17 protein-coding genes are annotated in these 15,392 nt (G+C 59.5%); 11 read left to right on the forward strand and 6 right to left on the reverse strand.

Annotated features, from left to right (window positions below; all coding sequences use genetic code 11):
* Window positions 1–6: 6 nt before the first annotated feature.
* Complete coding sequence (locus CCK88_RS13680; RefSeq protein ID WP_425290639.1) at window positions 7–711, reverse strand: aspartate aminotransferase family protein; 705 nt, start codon at window positions 709–711, stop codon at window positions 7–9.
* Between the two features lie 181 nt (window positions 712–892).
* On the opposite strand from CCK88_RS13680, the gene CCK88_RS13685 reads away from it, so the two are divergent.
* The 3 genes from CCK88_RS13685 (at window position 893) to CCK88_RS13695 (ending at window position 3,052) form a co-directional block, all read left to right on the forward strand.
* Window positions 893–1,030 carry a hypothetical protein gene (locus tag CCK88_RS13685; protein ID WP_086471971.1) on the forward strand — a complete coding sequence of 46 codons (138 nt, stop codon included), beginning with the start codon at window positions 893–895 and terminating at the stop codon, window positions 1,028–1,030.
* Between the two features lie 510 nt (window positions 1,031–1,540).
* Window positions 1,541–2,164: a type B chloramphenicol O-acetyltransferase gene (catB, locus tag CCK88_RS13690; protein WP_086471155.1), complete on the forward strand. Its 624-nt coding sequence runs from the start codon at window positions 1,541–1,543 to the stop codon at window positions 2,162–2,164.
* A gap of 234 nt (window positions 2,165–2,398) precedes the next feature.
* Window positions 2,399–3,052 (forward strand): CPBP family intramembrane glutamic endopeptidase, encoded by a 654-nt coding sequence (locus CCK88_RS13695; RefSeq protein ID WP_140048990.1) that lies wholly within the window; start codon window positions 2,399–2,401, stop codon window positions 3,050–3,052.
* Between the two features lie 267 nt (window positions 3,053–3,319).
* Here the strand turns inward: CCK88_RS13695 and CCK88_RS13700 are convergent, their stop codons facing one another.
* A complete protein-coding gene (locus tag CCK88_RS13700; protein ID WP_140048991.1) occupies window positions 3,320–4,156 on the reverse strand; it encodes a hypothetical protein in 837 nt (278 codons plus the stop codon).
* A gap of 439 nt (window positions 4,157–4,595) precedes the next feature.
* On the opposite strand from CCK88_RS13700, the gene CCK88_RS13705 reads away from it, so the two are divergent.
* Complete coding sequence (locus CCK88_RS13705; protein ID WP_086471158.1) at window positions 4,596–5,009, forward strand: response regulator; 414 nt, start codon at window positions 4,596–4,598, stop codon at window positions 5,007–5,009.
* Here CCK88_RS13705 and CCK88_RS13710 read toward each other — a convergent pair.
* Window positions 5,006–6,439: a PAS domain-containing protein gene (locus CCK88_RS13710; RefSeq protein ID WP_086471159.1), complete on the reverse strand. Its 1,434-nt coding sequence runs from the start codon at window positions 6,437–6,439 to the stop codon at window positions 5,006–5,008. The genes CCK88_RS13705 and CCK88_RS13710 overlap by 4 nt on opposite strands.
* Window positions 6,440–6,843: 404 nt before the next feature.
* Here CCK88_RS13710 and CCK88_RS18255 point away from each other — a divergent pair, with 404 nt between their 5' ends.
* On the forward strand, window positions 6,844–7,215 hold the full coding sequence (locus CCK88_RS18255) for a hypothetical protein (RefSeq protein WP_140048992.1): 372 nt from the start codon (window positions 6,844–6,846) through the stop codon (window positions 7,213–7,215).
* A gap of 302 nt (window positions 7,216–7,517) precedes the next feature.
* Here CCK88_RS18255 and CCK88_RS13715 read toward each other — a convergent pair whose 3' ends face one another.
* Window positions 7,518–7,967, reverse strand: a complete 450-nt coding sequence (locus CCK88_RS13715; protein ID WP_086471160.1) for a universal stress protein — start codon at window positions 7,965–7,967, stop codon at window positions 7,518–7,520.
* 33 nt (window positions 7,968–8,000) lie between these two features.
* Window positions 8,001–8,468 (reverse strand): DUF305 domain-containing protein, encoded by a 468-nt coding sequence (locus CCK88_RS13720; RefSeq protein WP_086471161.1) that lies wholly within the window; start codon window positions 8,466–8,468, stop codon window positions 8,001–8,003.
* Between the two features lie 136 nt (window positions 8,469–8,604).
* Between CCK88_RS13720 and CCK88_RS13725 the strand changes: the two genes are divergently transcribed.
* From CCK88_RS13725 to CCK88_RS13750, 6 genes are all read left to right on the forward strand, one after another.
* Window positions 8,605–9,786 (forward strand): hypothetical protein, encoded by a 1,182-nt coding sequence (locus tag CCK88_RS13725; RefSeq protein ID WP_244557539.1) that lies wholly within the window; start codon window positions 8,605–8,607, stop codon window positions 9,784–9,786.
* Between the two features lie 51 nt (window positions 9,787–9,837).
* Window positions 9,838–10,296 carry an RrF2 family transcriptional regulator gene (locus tag CCK88_RS13730; RefSeq protein WP_086471162.1) on the forward strand — a complete coding sequence of 153 codons (459 nt, stop codon included), beginning with the start codon at window positions 9,838–9,840 and terminating at the stop codon, window positions 10,294–10,296.
* Window positions 10,297–10,709: 413 nt separating this feature from the next.
* Window positions 10,710–11,342 (forward strand): tyrosine-type recombinase/integrase, encoded by a 633-nt coding sequence (locus CCK88_RS13735; protein WP_086471163.1) that lies wholly within the window; start codon window positions 10,710–10,712, stop codon window positions 11,340–11,342.
* A 258-nt stretch (window positions 11,343–11,600) separates the two neighbouring features.
* Window positions 11,601–12,629, forward strand: coding sequence for a carbohydrate-binding domain-containing protein (locus CCK88_RS13740; protein WP_170926493.1), 1,029 nt, complete (start codon window positions 11,601–11,603; stop codon window positions 12,627–12,629).
* A 7-nt stretch (window positions 12,630–12,636) separates the two neighbouring features.
* On the forward strand, window positions 12,637–14,520 hold the full coding sequence (locus tag CCK88_RS13745; RefSeq protein WP_086471165.1) for a glycosyltransferase family 2 protein: 1,884 nt from the start codon (window positions 12,637–12,639) through the stop codon (window positions 14,518–14,520).
* Window positions 14,517–14,972, forward strand: a complete 456-nt coding sequence (locus CCK88_RS13750; protein WP_086471166.1) for a hypothetical protein — start codon at window positions 14,517–14,519, stop codon at window positions 14,970–14,972. Before CCK88_RS13745 ends, CCK88_RS13750 begins: the two co-directional genes overlap by 4 nt.
* On the opposite strand, the gene CCK88_RS13755 is transcribed toward CCK88_RS13750, so the two are convergent.
* Complete coding sequence (locus CCK88_RS13755) at window positions 14,955–15,389, reverse strand: ATP-binding protein (protein WP_086471167.1); 435 nt, start codon at window positions 15,387–15,389, stop codon at window positions 14,955–14,957. The two genes, CCK88_RS13750 and CCK88_RS13755, sit on opposite strands and share 18 nt — an antisense overlap.
* Between the last annotated feature and the right edge of the window lie 3 nt (window positions 15,390–15,392).

Raw genomic sequence — 15,392 nt, forward strand, 5'->3', positions numbered from 1 at the left:
TTCCAATCAAAGGGTGGCGCTGACCAGGGCCTGTTCCAGCTTGGACAGACCTTCGTCTAGCAACGCATCCGAAATGGTCAGCGCATTGAGAAGACGAATAGTGTTGCCGTGGACGCCGCAGGTCAGAAGGATAAGGCCTGACGCTATCGCGGCCTGCACCACGCGGCGAGCCGCTTCCGCGTCGGGCTGGTTGCTGCCCCGATGCCTCACGACATCGAAGGCGACCATGGCGCCCGGTCCACGGATAGCCGCTATCGGCACCATGTGGCTGGATCGGGCAAAACTCTCGAGCGTCGATCGGAGGCGGCTGCCGATCACATTGGCGCGTTCGACGAGCTTTTCGTCGGCAATGACATCGAGCACCGCAAGCGCGGCCGCGCAGGCGATAGGGCTGCCGGCATAGGTGCCACCAAGACCGCCGGGCTCGGCGGCGTCCATGAGCTCGGCGCGGCCGATAACGCCGGAGAGCGGGAAACCGCCGGCAAGGGCCTTGGCCACCGTGACCAGATCCGGCTCCACCCCGGAATGCTCAATGCCGAACATCTTGCCGGTCCGCGCGAAGCCGGTTTGGATTTCGTCGGCAATCAGCAGGATGCCGTGCCGGTCGCATATGGTGCGCAGGGCGATCAACAGTGCCTGAGGCGCTGGCAGGAAGCCGCCCTCCCCCTGGACCGGCTCGATGATGATGGCCGCGACCTCGCTGGCGTCGATATTGGCTCGAAAAAGCGTCTCGAGTGCCTAAAGCGTAGCGGCCAGTTGATCGGCGCCATCGCCCGGAAAGGGCAGATGGTAGATGCCCGGTGGAGAAATGCCGAATTTCTTCTTGTAGGGCGCCACCTTGCCCGTCAGCTCAGTCGTCTCGCCTGGAGGTGATCTGGTCGAATTCGTCCAGATGCCCGACAGTCACCCCACCAATATTTGTTTTGGTGGACCAAACCTTCAGACCGCCTACGTGACATTGTCCCACAGCGGCACAGTCGCTGAGACCCCCTGGTCCCGCCCAGGACTGCGGCTGCACTGGGCAGGCTAGCTCTGTCAATGATTGGCGCTCCACACTCGCCTGCGAAAAGCAAAGCTGATTGCGGAGCTGAGCATGACGCCCAAACGGCAGGTTTTGGGATCCTTTATAAGCGTGGACAATGACCGACATGGGGTCGTTAACTGTTAGGCAGCAAAGCGCCCCATTCCGGCCGTTCAGACCGCATTTGCGATTTCCCGAAAGCTGCCGGTCTGCTCAGGCCGCCGCCAGGTCAAAAAGCGGAGTGGGTACCAGACGCTCAGCTTCGGTGCTTTTGAAAGCGCAGACCGACGTTTGATTGGCTAAGATCCATCAAGACCGGTCTATTTGACGATCTGCTCCGCTCAAGATATTCAAGTTTTCATCATGAAGATGACGCACTGTACCATCTCCAGCGCGATCCTGTGGGCCTGACGCTCTCAAGGGATCGCTGATCCGGGCGCCTCGCTGCCGCCCGACCCTTTTGCACGCCATCAACCATCCATTCCGGCGCCTTGCGACCGGCAGACCAAGTGCATCATCATGACCAATTTCTTTGCGAGCCCCTTCAAGGGCATACCGCTCGATCAGCAAGTCCAACATCCCAATATCCTTGTGGGACGTTACAGCTATTACTCTGGTTATTATCATGGGCACAGTTTCGACGACTGTGTTCGCTACCTTCTGCCCGAGAAGAGTGCCGACAAGCTCATTGTGGGCAGCTTCTGTTCAATCGGCTCAGGCGTGGCCTTCATCATGGCCGGAAATCAGGGCCATAGGAACGATTGGGTATCGACCTTTCCCTTCGCTTTTGTGCCCGATGCTCCGGAATTCGCACTAGCGGCAAACGGCTTCAAACCTGCCGGCGACACAGTGATAGCCGATGATGTTTGGATCGGTTCCGAAGCAATCATCATGCCGGGTGTTCAAATCGGCCATGGCGCTGTTATTGGTACACGTGCCTTGGTGACCAAGGATGTCGAACCTTATACCATCATGGGCGGCAACCCCGCAAAGCCCATCCGCAAGCGCTTCGATGAAGGTAAAATTGCGATGCTATTAGAAATGGCATGGTGGAACTGGTCAACAGAGCGTCTTTCGTTAGCCATGCCATTGCTCACCAGCTCGGACATTGAAGCCTTGCATCGGTTTTGGCGGGAGCAATGAAGATGAGAGTGTTGTCCCAACTGCCATAAAGCTTTCAAAGCAAAGACAACGGAGCGGACCAAGTTCGCTCCGTTTACCCTATTTGCATCCTATCTGGATCGGGGTGGGTTGCGGCCGGCCAGCTTTTTAGCGTCTGATTGCGAAGAGCGTTCATCCTGCATGGGCGTGGGACGAGATCCCGCCCGTAAAGCCGATAGTCCACCCAGGTGAACAGCCGAAGGGAATGGAGAATTTGTGCCCAAACTAGCCGTTGTCTTGTTCGGTCTGGCCATTTGCTACTTTCCCTCTCACGTGAACCCGCTCAATCGGCTTCTCGGTGTAGACATCGGATTTAAGGGGCCGTCCACCATTGTCTTATGGAATTGGCTGGCTGTGGGCGCACTTTTGGCATTCGTACTGGTGGTGGAGCGCAAGTCTGTTGCGTCCATTCTGATCAAGCGCCCCAATGGCAAAGATATCGAAACCGCCCTGTTTTACTGGGGCATAGCAATGGCATGGTCCTGGCTTGCGATGACGCTCCTGCCGCCGGTTCAAGACGCAGGGACAGCCTCGTTGGTCGCACTACCAATTCCTATCCTGCTGGCAATAATCGTTACCACGGCAATTACGGAAGAGATTTTGTTCCGCGGCTACCCAATAGAGCGCATCAACGACATCACATCAACGACGTGGGCTGGGCCGGCCCTGAGCCTCATGGTCTTCCTTGTCCCGCATCTGACTTTTTTCGGACCGGGCTGGCTTTTGTATCATGGGGGCGGTACAGCAATGATCTATGCTCTTTACATGCGCAGGCGAAACCTGATCGCCTGCATGCTTTTGCATTTACTAGTCAACGCGCCCATTCTGATCCCTGCATCAGGTCTATTCAGTCAGACTCCGGCATCTTAAGGCTTCATGACGTTGGTTTTGGGTAGTTCGCCTTACTAAGGCTATGACTTAAATCGGGTCGGCAGCGGCCGGGCAGGAATGCGCCCCATTCCGGCCGTTCAACGAAACGTCGCGTGCTCCCAAAAGCGGACACCGCCGGACCGCTGGCTCAACGACCAGATGGGGGTGGTTTTCGGACTGGCAGGTTGGGGATGGCCCGTTGAAGAAGCGGACATGGGTAGCAGCGACCGCAGCCCGACGGCGGCTATCCTCTCGTAGGTGGACTGGTCACCTGGTTGGGTTGTAGTCCTTCGGAAAGTACACAGTTTTCATACCGTCAGTGCCGGGCTCCCGGTTGGCCAATTGGTCGAGAATTTGGATCGATTTGGCACGGATAGCTGCCCATTCGTGCACGTTGCTACGCTTGTAGGTGAGCTTGATCCTAAGGACGTCGCGCCAGATAAACCGGTGCTCGCAATGCGGTACTGGAAGCCTCTCGGGTCTAGAGCAACTGATGTAGCCGCCGCCTACTGCCGCAAACGCATCGTCGATGCTGTAGATGTCGTCCCAAGGCACTGGGCTAGCTGGATCATCGCCGGGCCCAAGCGTTTGCTTAATTGGCGTCAGTCCGGCAATCGGCTCGACCGGCCAGTCAGGGGACAGTTGGGCGTACGACGACAACATCAGCGCGTCTTGCTCTGCAGCGTCGCAATCGTCTTGTTTTCGAACCGTCGGGCAGAATCGCTCCACCATCACATGGATAAAGTTTCTTTCAGTCGATGGCCGTCCGAAGAGGTAAACATCCTGCTGTGTGAATGCCGAGATGTCCGGCAATACTGAGTAGAAGGCAAAGCCGCTCCACAGCTCATCGCGCACGACGAGGTCGCCCTCGAGAATTGTATGCAGCCTGTCGTTGGCCACGACAAATGGCACGCCCGCAACCTTGAATGCGAACTCTGCCGGCGTCTCATCGGTAACCGACACCACCAGCGTAGGCCGACCCCGGACAGCTTGCTCTTGGTAATCAGTTCCGGCTTCTTCCACCGATGGCCCAGAACAGCCTGCCGCAAAAACTGCCAATAGGACAAGCCGAGGCCAACTTGGAATATGAGCCGGACGGGTCATTTACTACACCTTCCTGCGGAATGTTGGCCGGCACCGCAACGTCGATCACTCTATCCTTCCGCTTGTAAGGGTTGGTTCGACCCTATTCAACGACCGCAAAGGGGTCGCCAGTTGTCCATCCGCATTCCACCATGTTTGCCGATTGGGCAGAAATACCGACTATTTGAAAGTGGTCGGTGCTGTTAGCGTCTGGCCTGAGTGACGAGTAAGTAGACTAAACGCTTTCGGCTTCCGTCTTTTGGGTGCTTTTGGGCAGGCAGTTGGCTTTGGGCTCTTTTGCTGTTGCTGACCGCTAGTTCAGAGCCAGTAAGCGGTGACCGTTTCTTAAAACTGCTGGTCGAGGCTAAAAGTGAGGACTCGGCAGACTGGAGTGTGAAATCGGGATGGATCGAAAGTGTCTCTCACCTAGTTGAGCTTTAGGTAAAACCCAGGAGGCTTCATGTCAGACGACTACACGCCTTACGCTCTGGTCGCGGATGATGATCCCCTGATCCGAATGGACGCTTCCGATATCCTACAAGATGCGGGCTTTCGGGTGCATGAGGCAGCAAATTACGGACAGGCGATGGCGATACTCGTGGCCGCTTACGATAGCATCCAATTGCTGTTCACAGATGTGCAGATGCCGCCTGGCGAGAAGAACGGCTTTGACCTTGCGCAGCAGTGCTCTCAAAACTGGCCGCATATCAACATTCTGGTAGCATCAGGCATGATCGAACCCGAGGCGGACGATCTGCCAGATGGTGCAGTTTTTGTCCGTAAGCCCTTTAGCGCTGACGTCGTATACGACCACCTTCAGAAAGTGCTGCCTGATGGCGCGAAGCCTGAGCCGCTGAAACGCCGTTCTGCCTAGCCGAAGTTTTCGATCGGCGCGCGCATTGTAAAAACAATGCCAACACTGCGGAAATCGATTGTTGCTTCGCCGCGGATGGTTGCGGAAAGGGCGCGCTCTATCATGCGCGAGCCAAACCCGGACCGAGACGGCTTTTGCACTTCGGGCCCGCCGCTCTCGGTCCAGCGAAACACAAGGTCGTCACCTTCACGCCCCCATTCGATCAGGATACGCCCTCCGTCGTTCGATAAGGCGCCGTACTTAACGGCGTTGGTGGCAAGTTCGTGCAGGGCCATCATCAACGCGCCGCTAGCATCTTGTCCAATCTTGATTTCGGGACCGAAGAAGTGGATGCGCCCCGCTTGATTGAAGGGCTCGATCGCCATCGCTACCGAGTCACGAATGCCAGCGACGTCAGCCTTTGCTCCCGTCAGGATGTCCTGCGATCGGCCCAAGGCATTGATACGGTCAACAACGGTCGTGCGAATGCTCTCGATAGGCTCGTCAGCGCGGAGCGACTGGCTGACCACCGACTGTACCGTTGCAAGGATATTCTTGATCCGGTGGCCCATTTCATGGGTCATCAGTGTGCGGTACTCGTCCGCTTCCTTGGCCTCGGTGATGTCGATGCTCACTCCGCTCATCAGCATGGGATTGCCGCTCGCGTCGTAGCGGGTTTGCGCACGGATCTCGATCCAATGCTGCGATCCGTCCGGCCAAATGGCACGGTAGTCAACGTGCAGGTCGCCGCCGTTTGCCAGCGCCTGCTGCACAGTCTCGGCCCATCGCGCGCGATCATCCGGATGGATCGACGCTGCCAGGTCATCGTAGGTGAAAGTGTCTGCAGCAGCGCGGCCAAAGTTTGCTTTGCAAATCGGACTGGCCACTAGGCGCTGTTGCGGCAGCTCAAGCGTCCAGGTGCCCAGCCCGCCTGCCTTGAGAGTGAACTGCAGCCGATCCTCGCTTGCGGTCAGGTCGGCAATCCTTTGCTCCATCGAGGCTTCGACCTCGTCACGGTCTGGAGAGATGCCAGCTGTGCGTTCACGTGTGACATCAAGCTGAGACGCGAAGTAATAGGAAAGCTCGCCATCGTTGAAGACCGGCGACACCAGGAGCCGGTTCCAGAACAGCGTGCCGTCCTTTTTGTAATTCAGAAGGTCGATCTCGATGGGCTCGCGGTCGGCTATCGCCTTCCGAACCTTTGCCACATCGTCAAGATTGGTACCTGGCCCCTGCAGAAAGCGGCAATTGCGCCCAAGCGTCTCGTCCCGAGAATACCCGGTGAGACGGGCAAAGGCATCGTTTACGAAGACGATCGGATTATCGGGCTGGCGTGGATCAGTGATGAGCATCGGCATGCGGGTTGCACGCATGGCTGCTGCGAAGGGGTCGCTGCCGGTGTTCTGATCGTGAATTTCGCGATCGATCCGGCGTTCTTCTTTATTGTCCATGCGTAATCGGGCTTCCGCTATGTCGTGCGGTTGATCATCTTTTGTTCCGTATTATCTCAACATTTGCAGATGTCGAGTCACCACCCGCGTTTTATGGGTCACCAAAACGGCATTGGGCGTCCATCAAGGATACGTGGATGACCGTCCTTGTTGGCTGCTGGACTGAGGGTTGCGCCTAACACCCATAAGCGTGGCGGAAACTCTCTGTGAGGCTATCAGCGTCCGACAGGGGGTGGTAAACCGCCAGTCTGCTTTCCGGTGTAAAGGTCGAAAACCAGACGCCGCTGCAGATAATTTCTGGCGGACAATCAGTCCCCAATTAAGGCGTAAATACCTCTGATTGATAATGAGCCAGATTCGGAATTATTGATCGGCGCTATGCCGATTCCAAAGGACGAATCTAAATGAAGACCTCAGTTCTTTGCAGACTTTCAATAACATCTATGATTGTGTTCGGCACCTCTGGCTGCGCTAGCTCGCTGGATGATGAAGCCCCTCAAATTGTGAAGCAACTTGCGTTGCTACTCGACGCACACGCGACCGGTCAAACAGCAGGGCTTGAGGAGGCGGCTTGCTCTATTGGATCAGAGGTTGACCTCTCCAACATCGAAATTAATGCTGGGGGCTATTCCTCAAGCTCTCGAAACGTTGTGGCCCAAGCGAAAACCTTTTGGGACCTGAGGCGCAAAGAAAATCTTCTTTGGGAGAGAGTCCTGCACATCGAAATTTCATCAGGAGGTGATTGTGAAACATATTACCGTCTGTACGGACCTTGAGCACATTGTGCTCTTCGTGTCGGCGGAATTGCGATGTTAGGCTTCTCCGACATCGTAATATCAGCCATCGCCTCCTGATCGAGGTAATTCCGCTTTTGGCAAATCCCTGTCTAGTGGCGAAGGTCTGGAATGGGGTCGGATGCAGACCACCACTCTAGGGTGACTTTCTGCCAGTCCGTTTTGGCGTAATCTGTGCGAGCGGACGTAGCGCCCGCGCGACACAAAGAGCCGTTCCGCCGTCAGGCCGCGATCTATCAGCATCCCCTGCTGTGCGGAGTGCGGAACGCGCGTCGACCGCATGCCTATTTCACGATGAGCACCGGCACCTTGGACGCCGCCAACACCGCCGCCGCCTGACTTCCAAGTATGAGCCGCTGAAGCCCGCGCCGCCCATGTGAGCCCATCACGACCAGGTCGCATCCAAGCTTTTCTGCCGTCTCGAGAATGGCATCGGATGCGCGCATCCCGGGGACGTAGGCATCGTTCATCTCGATACCAGCGGCGACCGCCTTGGCACGGGCGGCCTTTAGTATGCCGGAGGCCTCCGCAGAGTAGGCCACCTCCAGTTTGTCGATCAGGGACTTGGCGTCGATCGTCCCGAAGCCGCCGGTACCGAGACCGGTCTCGATCGGATCCGTGGAAGTGACGACTGTCACCCTGGAGCCGTTCGGCTTCGCCATTTGAAGGCCAAGGTCCAAAGCCTTCCTGGCAAGGTCCGATCCGTCGAAAGCGATCATGATGTGTGCGAACATTGCTGCCTGTCCTTTCTTCGAGGGTAGGGATGATTACTCGGTCCGACCGGCGCCGGCACCTGCAGCTTCCCGGGTCAGCCACGCCTGCATCTCGGCGATCTCCACCTGCTGGGTGGTAATGATCTCCTGCGCGAACATCCTGATCCAGGGATCGTCGCTGAACTGCTGGGCGACCTGCGCCATCTCGACCGCTCCCTGATGGTGCGGGATCATTGAACAGACGAACGCCGTCTGGAAGTCTTCCGCTGTCATGCCGCGCATCATATTGGAGTGCATCGGCTCCATGGTCTGCAGCAGGGCGGCATGGCCCTCGTCCGCGGAAGTCGCCATCATGTCGATGTGCTCCTGCATGGAGGCTCCGCCGTGGTCGGCATGCGCGTCGCCGCAGATGTCCGGAAGCGGCAGGGCCGCCGCGACGTTGGCGGGCTGGTCGCGCACCACCAGCGCGCCGACGAATGCCGCGGCGAGTACGGCTGCCGCAGCCCAACTCAGGTAGTTCATTTCTTCGGTCCTTCCTTCACTTCAGCAACCCTGCACCAACGAAAGGGATTTGCGCTTGATCCAGATCAAACATGCATCGACAGTGCATGTTTAAGTGTCCACACCTGCAGGGATGCAGCAACAGATGGAGCTTAAAGTGACTCTCGATAGAAGTGGTACGCAGGGAACGGGATGGGGACGGCTTGGCCGGCTTGCTGTCGGTGCCCCCATCGTTTCCACGGTGGCGGCCCTCCTCGCCGCGACGCCGGCGCATGCACACGTGAAGTGGTTCGCGCCATATGTTGTCGGCGCGGCGCCGGCACCGATCTCCGAGACCTTGGCCAACGGCTGGTTCTGGATGGGCATCGTGCTGGTACTCGTCTTTTTCGCGGTGACCGTCGTGGTGGAACGCAGCCCGGCAGGCACGACGATCGGTAGAGTGCTGGATCGCTTCACGAGTCCCCTGTGGCTCCGCTCGGACGACTTCATGAGGGCCATCATCGGCGCCTTCTTTGTTGCCATCTTCGCGGTCGGCGGCGTATATCTCACGCCGGACCTGCAGACGCCCAACGAATGGGTATCGTGGCTCCAGCTGCTGATCGCCCTCCTGGTGTTCTCGCGTAAGACCATGCCGCTGGCCGCCGCCGGCATCATCGGGCTTTGGGTCATCGCGCTACGCGACTACGACTTCTTCCACCTGCTCGACTACCTGGCGTTGGGCGTGGGCGTGGCCGGCTACTTGGCGTTGGCAGCATTCCCCGAGAGCAAGTACTACCAATACCGCTTCGCGGTGCTCCGTTGGGGCGTGGCCATTGCCCTTATGTGGTCGAGTCTCGAAAAGTTCGCCTATGCGGAGTGGTTCCACCCGCTGGTGGAAGAGCGTCCGTTCCTGACCTTCGGCATGCCGCGTGACACCTTCATCCCGATGGCCGGCGTCGCCGAGTTCACCATGGGCTTCGGTCTCCTCTGGACGGCACTCATCCGCCGGCTGTCGGCGATCGCGCTGATCATCATTTTCACGGCCGCCGTCTATCCCTTCGGCCGCATCGACCTCGTCGGCCACGCGCTGATCATGGGCACGCTGTTCCTGATCGCCACCGATCCGACCCCGTCGGGCCTCAAGCTCAGGGGGCTGGTGCCGGCCATCGGCAGCGTTCCTGCAGGCCTACTCGCCGCTCTGGTGATCATCGCCGGCAGCTACTGGACCCTGCACGGCGCTTTCTACGACTACGGAGCCGCCAAGCCCGTCGTCACCGCGCCCGACGGCGAACTGCTGACGCATATGCCGAACGCGGAGCATCCGCACGGCATGGCCGTCCCCGAGATCACCGCGCAGTAGTCAGGACGACGGCCCCGCTTCGGCGGGGCCGTTCCCATCAGGGAGTATCTCGTGCGTCTGACCCAATTCACCGACTTCGCGCTCCGGCTCCTGATCGATCTGGCCCGGGAGACTCCCGGGAAGCGGACTACCATAGCGGAAGCCTCCCGGCGCCTCGACATCCCTATCAACCATCTCACCAAGATCGCGCATCGTCTCGCCAAGGCGAACCTACTCAAGACGAGCCGGGGGCGTTCGGGAGGACTTGCCCTTTCCCGACCGGCGGAAAGCATAACTGTCGGCCAGGTCGTGCGCGTCACGGAACCTGACTTCGCACTGGTTGGATGCATGGCGGGTCAAGACTGCTCACTTGCTCCCGGATGTGGTCTCGCTCCCGTTCTCGACACCGCTCTCATGACGTTCCTGCGCGTTACCGACCAAGCCACTCTGGCCGATATTGCCCATTCTCCACAACGCACCGGTACTGCTGATAGTCTCGACCCGTTCGGGGAGAAGAACCCATGTGGCTAAACCTGATCGTCGGAAGTCTGGTCATCTGCTGCACCGTTCTGATCCACGTCTCCGGTCTGCTGGCACTCTCCCGCGCAACTTCATTGGTGGACGTCGAGCGGTTTGGACAGCTGCCCAAAATCGACCTGCTCACCGCAGTGGTCTTCGGCTTGTCATTACGGTCGGAGTGGAGATATGGCTCTGGGCCGCGATCTACTGGACGTTAGGGGTGACCGGTGACTTCGCTGGCGCTGGTCGCCGCGCCATAATCCTGTCACGCCCCTCGGCTGAAGCCGGCTCAGGCGCGTTCTGAGCGTCTGCTTTCGGAAATTTTCCCAGCTGCTCTCCGTGACCGAAATGGGGTCGGCATGGGCCGCTGTTGAGCCTGCCATATTCGTTTCCTTATTGGCCGCTTTGGCCAGAGGAGAAATGTAATGGGTATCTCACAGTACGACCCCGCTGCCGCAGGAAAACCTGCCTGGAATGCCGGCAGGCAAATCGGCGCCAAACGCGCATTGAAAATCAGACAAATCTGGTCAATCCGCTTTTATCTCGACCGAGAGGGAAGGATGAGGGACCGAGCACTTTTTGACCTAGCGATCGACAGCAAGCTTCGAGGCTGTGATCTGGTGAGGATTAAGATCGGCACCCTTGTGGCTGGACCTGCCATCCGCTCGCGATCGATGGTGATCCAGCAGAAAACAGGCAGACCTGTTCAGTTCGAGATTACTGCTGATACAAGAGCCAGCCTGCTTGCCTGGCTCGAGCGACGCGGGGGCACGATCGATGACTTCGCCTTCCCGAGCCGAGTCGTGGCTGATGGCCACCTGAGCACCCGCCAATACGCCAGGCTGGTCGACGAGTGGGTCACAGCCATCGGATTGCCGGCGCCGGAGTACGGCACGCATTCGCTGCGACGAACAAAGGCATCGCTCATCTACAAAGCCACAGGCAACCTGCGAGCTATCCAGATTCTGCTTGGCCATAGTAAGATCGAGAACACAGTTCGGTACCTTGGTGTGGACGTCGACGACGCTCTCTCGCTGTCAGAGGCTACCGAGATATGAATTAGCGACTTCGCCGGCGGCCGTTCTTCACTGTCGGCGAAGCGCCCCCTCTCGGACGTCCGAGCCCACGTGTTGAGCGCTAAAAGCAGACATGGGCTGGCGACTTTGACGTTCAGGTTGGAGGCGTTCGGGTACCCTTAAAATTGATGCATGAGTTCGTAGCGCATTGCCGTTAGGTCAATGGTTACCCTGACGGACCGTTTTGGGTTGTCATGGGCCTTGTGGCTTGCAAGCTTTGAAGCGGATCGGGAGGCAGTGATGCGAAGCGGTGCATTTTTCTGTTCGGTAGCGGTTTTCGCGCTAAGCCTCGCTGGATATTCCGCTCGGGCTGGCGAGATCAGCGTTACTCTCTCGGGCACGGCCTTCGAGGGCGGTCCCGCCTTCGAAATGGCGCTAGGCGGCACGGTGGTCGGCAGTGGCACGGTCGAGAACCCGGTACCAGAAGGGCAGACTTTTACCTTTGCCGTCGGCGATGATCTCCTCGCCTCGCAGGGCGACCTGACGCTGCGCCTCACCAACGATTATTTTGCCGGCGAGGGGCAAGACCGCAGCCTTGCGGTACTCAGCGCCACTGTCGGTGCGACGGGCCTCACTCCTGCCGATTTCAACATTGTCGCCGAAGGTACCATCATAGAACGCGACAACTCGATTGGAGCCTTGGTCTGGTCGGAGAACGAAACGGCGGTGGCCAATGCGCCGCCCGGCGGATGGCAGGCTTCGACCGAACAGTCTGCAGGTGACGCTTGCTCCGCATCCGCCGACGTCATCGGTTTCGCCACTGACAGCACGGCGGCAGACGTCGGGGAAGCGCTCTCGTCGCTCGTTTCCGCCGCTGCGGCCAACAACTGCTCGGTGACCATTACGGGTTATGCCGATGTCAGTGGCTCGGAACTGGGCAACCTGCGCTTGACAGCGGCCCGCGCTAGCGCCGTGCTCGATGATCTCCTGGTCGCCGGCGCGCGCTTCCCTGCCGCCAATATCGTGCCTACCCCTGGCACCAACCAGTTCGGCGCAGAAGCCGCAGACAATCGACGCGTCACGGTGCAGCTCTGGAGCCCGACCCCTGTCGCTCAGCCTGCCGCTGTCCTACCCGACAATCCTGTTTCGCAACTGGCCGGTGAAGCGCAAGGTGCCGATCTGGCGCATATTCTGGTTCTCGGATGGCGCAATGACGGCACCCTTTATGTCCGCTCCAGCAACACCGATCCCAAGGAGGTGTTGTGGCTGCTTGAGCAGGCCAAGGCGCGTCTGATCGCAGGGGAACCAGTGCTCGGACCAGGGCATTAGCGGTGCCATGACGGATTACGGTTTCCGCTCGCGTTTTGCGGCACAAAAACCTTGGACGCCCCTGCGCTATTCGCCCTGGCATGAGGCGCTCTGGCAGTTTCTCAGCACAGCGTGCCTTGCGTTTGGCGCTTGGTACATCATCTGGCGCTGGATGTTCTCGGTCAATTTTGAGGCGCTGTGGTTTTCCATTCCCCTGCTGGTGGCCGAAACCGGCGCCTATCTCGGCCTTTTCCTTTTCACCCTCAACCTGTGGTCGGCAAAATCTCCGGAACTGCCGCCGCTGCCGGTGACCACGCGCGACTGCAGCGGCGATCCCGATGCACCCGAGCGGCCGCTCGCCGTCGATGTGTTCTTTGCCACCTATAGCGAGGATCCCGAGCTGGTGCGGCAAGGCCTGCAAGCGGCCAAGGCGCTGACCTACCCTCATCCGATCGACCTCAAGGTGCACGTGCTCGATGATGGCAAGCGCCCAGCCATGGCCGCGGTCGCGGCGGAAGAGGGCGTCAACTATATCACCCGCAGCGACAATCTGGGCTTCAAGGCCGGGAACCTGCGCAATGCCATGACCGTCACCGGCGGCGATTTCATCCTGATCTGCGACGCGGACATGATCCCGTTTCCCACATTCCTTGAGGAAACGCTGGGCTATTTCCGCGACGAAAAGGTCGCCTGGGTGCAGACGCCGCAATGGTTCTACGACGTGCCCCCCGGCGTGCCGCTGCCGGCAAAGCTTGAGCGCCGCCTGGGCCGGCCCGGCCGCTGGCTGGGACAGGCGGTAGAACGTGTTGTCGGTCCGATACAGCTGGGCGAAGATCCCTTCGCCAACGATCCGCAATTGTTCTTCGACGTCATCCTGCGCCGGCGCAACTGGGCCAATGCCAGCTTTTGTTGCGGCGCGGGCTCCATTCATCGCCGCGAGGCCGTGATGGAGGCCGCCCTTCGTCAATGGTCGGACGCCATCGAGGCCGAGGCAGGTCGTGACGAGGCTTCGGCGCGCCGGCTGACCGGCGAAACGGCGATCGCCGAGTCGATCAAGAGCGCGATGCGCTGGCAGGGCGCGCTCGATACCGAGTTCCAGCCCTATAAATTCCACGTCTCGGAAGACATCTATACCTCGATCGCCCTTCATTCCGACCGCGAACGCGGGTGGAAATCGGTGCTGCACCCGGTCCCGCAAGCGCGCATGCTCTCGCCCAACGACCTTCTGAGCTGGATGCTGCAGCGCTTCAAATATGCTGGCGGCACGCTCGACATCTTCGTCACCGACAGTCCGCTCTTTCGCCCGGGCCTGACCGGCGCGCAAAAGCTCATGTATGCGGCGACGTTCTACTCCTACCTGTCGCCGATCTGGAACGTCATCTTCCTCGTCTCGCCCATCGTTTTCCTTCTGACCGGCATCGCCCCGCTGGCGGGCTATTCACTGGATTTTTTCATCCACATCACCCCGTTCCTCGTGCTGAACGAGCTCAGCAAGCTGGTCTCCACCTGGGGCAATTCAAACAGCAAGGGCCGTGCCTGGTATCTGGCGACATTCCCGCTGAGCCTTCAGGCGCTTTGGACCGTGTTGCGCGGCAAGAAGATCGCCTTTCCCGTGACCCCCAAGGATCGGCAGGTTGGCACTTACGGTCGCCTCGTGCGCTGGCAGATCGGGGTCGTGGTGTTGACACTCGTGAGCCTGGCTTGGGGCTGGGTCGCCTATGCCCAGGGCCGTCACGGCTATGGCCTGGGCGCCATGCTGGCGAACACGCTTTGGGGCCTCACCAATGCCAGCTCCATGCTCCCCATCATCCGCGCCGCCTTCTGGCAACCCGACGCCGAATTTGAAAGCGAGATCGTCGCCGGCAAGATGCATCCACACCAATCCAAAGGCGAGGAGGCCGTGTCGCCATGAGTTTTCGCGATGGCATGCTGCAAGCCCGCGGGCAGATCGTCTTTATCGCCGCGCTGCTTTGTTCCACCGCAGCGATCGTCTACCTCGAATACCTCGATACGACCGGGCGTATCCGGGACCAGGTTATTGCCGCTCAAGCCACGACAGGCTCGGAGGCTCCCGTGCTTGCCCCGGACTTTGTCGGGACAGCGATGCAAAGGGGAGAGGATTCTTATGGCGCCGATCCCAGCACCGCCGGCAATAGGGCAGCAGCGTTGAACGCGGCCGTCCTCGGCTTAGCCCAGGGGCTAGGTCAACCGGCGCAGCATCGGCAATCGCTGGAGCAGGTCATCGCCACGCTCGAAGCGGAGGCACCCTCTGCGTCTCAGGAGGTCGCGCCGGCTTTGGCACTGGTAGCCGCAGCGGTTCCGGATCTGGAGCCGCGCGTCAGGGCGCTACTTGCGCGACAATAGCTTGGTCAAGGTCAGTGTGTTAACGCCCTTGCGCGACGAATAGGCTACCTCGTCCATCGTCATCTGGATCAAGGCCAGGCCCATGCCGCCCTCGGGCAGATCCTGCGGCTGGCCCTCGTCTATCCCGGCCCAGGGATCGGGCGGTTGGAGCGCCGACTGTGGCATGGGCGGCGCCCGATCGATGATCTCGACGACAACCTTATCGGCCTTGAGGCCGACGCGCACCTGGACCAAAGAGCCCTTTTGGCCGGCATAGCCGTGCTTGATGACATTGTTGAGGGCTTCAACCACCCCCAGTTCGAGCTCGTCGAGCGCCAGCTCGTCGAGCGTCTCCGAGCACAGCGCACGCACCGCCCGGGCCACCGGCCCGACACCGGCAAGATCACTGTCGATCTTCAAACTGAGGGAGGACGGCATGGC

The organism is Devosia lucknowensis (genome assembly GCF_900177655.1).
Taxonomy (GTDB): Bacteria; Pseudomonadota; Alphaproteobacteria; order Rhizobiales; family Devosiaceae; genus Devosia; species Devosia lucknowensis.

Excerpts from the sequence above, each read along its gene's own strand:
- CCK88_RS13755 (WP_086471167.1), bottom strand. The coding sequence starts at position 15,389 with ATGCCGTCCTCCCTCAGTTTGAAGATCGACAGTGATCTTGCCGGTGTC.
- catB (WP_086471155.1), top strand. The coding sequence starts at position 1,541 with ATGACCAATTTCTTTGCGAGCCCCTTCAAGGGCATACCGCTCGATCAG.
- CCK88_RS13715 (WP_086471160.1), bottom strand. The coding sequence starts at position 7,967 with ATGTTCGCACACATCATGATCGCTTTCGACGGATCGGACCTTGCCAGG.
- CCK88_RS13705 (WP_086471158.1), top strand. The coding sequence starts at position 4,596 with ATGTCAGACGACTACACGCCTTACGCTCTGGTCGCGGATGATGATCCC.
- CCK88_RS13710 (WP_086471159.1), bottom strand. The coding sequence starts at position 6,439 with ATGGACAATAAAGAAGAACGCCGGATCGATCGCGAAATTCACGATCAG.
- CCK88_RS13750 (WP_086471166.1), top strand. The coding sequence starts at position 14,517 with ATGAGTTTTCGCGATGGCATGCTGCAAGCCCGCGGGCAGATCGTCTTT.
- CCK88_RS13740 (WP_170926493.1), top strand. The coding sequence starts at position 11,601 with ATGCGAAGCGGTGCATTTTTCTGTTCGGTAGCGGTTTTCGCGCTAAGC.
- CCK88_RS13700 (WP_140048991.1), bottom strand. The coding sequence starts at position 4,156 with ATGACCCGTCCGGCTCATATTCCAAGTTGGCCTCGGCTTGTCCTATTG.
- CCK88_RS13685 (WP_086471971.1), top strand. The coding sequence starts at position 893 with ATGCCCGACAGTCACCCCACCAATATTTGTTTTGGTGGACCAAACCTT.
- CCK88_RS18255 (WP_140048992.1), top strand. The coding sequence starts at position 6,844 with ATGAAGACCTCAGTTCTTTGCAGACTTTCAATAACATCTATGATTGTG.
- CCK88_RS13720 (WP_086471161.1), bottom strand. The coding sequence starts at position 8,468 with ATGAACTACCTGAGTTGGGCTGCGGCAGCCGTACTCGCCGCGGCATTC.
- CCK88_RS13745 (WP_086471165.1), top strand. The coding sequence starts at position 12,637 with ATGACGGATTACGGTTTCCGCTCGCGTTTTGCGGCACAAAAACCTTGG.
- CCK88_RS13735 (WP_086471163.1), top strand. The coding sequence starts at position 10,710 with ATGGGTATCTCACAGTACGACCCCGCTGCCGCAGGAAAACCTGCCTGG.